A 247-nucleotide genomic window follows, 5' to 3' on the forward strand; every position below is an offset into this window, starting at 1 on the left:
CCGAGATACGGCACGTCACCAGCCACATCCTGCGCCTCCTCCAACACTGGCTCACCGACGAGCGCCTCACCGACACCCAACTCGTCATCCTCACCCACCACGCCAACGCCATCCACGACGGCGAAGACATCACCTCCCTCGCCCAAACCACCCTCACCGGCCTCCTGCGCACCGCCCAAGCCGAACACCCCCACCACTTCCGCCTCCTCGACATCGACCACAACCCCACCACCCTCCACGCCATCCC

1 protein-coding gene is annotated in these 247 nt (G+C 66.4%); it reads left to right on the plus strand.

Features of this window, described 5'->3' with window-relative positions; all coding sequences use genetic code 11:
* A partial coding sequence (locus IH48_RS34120; protein ID WP_037844327.1) for a SpnB-like Rossmann fold domain-containing protein occupies positions 1 to 247 on the plus strand: 247 nt, incomplete at both ends.

The organism is Streptomyces sp. NRRL F-5126 (genome assembly GCF_000721265.1).
Lineage (GTDB): Bacteria > Actinomycetota > Actinomycetes > Streptomycetales > Streptomycetaceae > Streptomyces.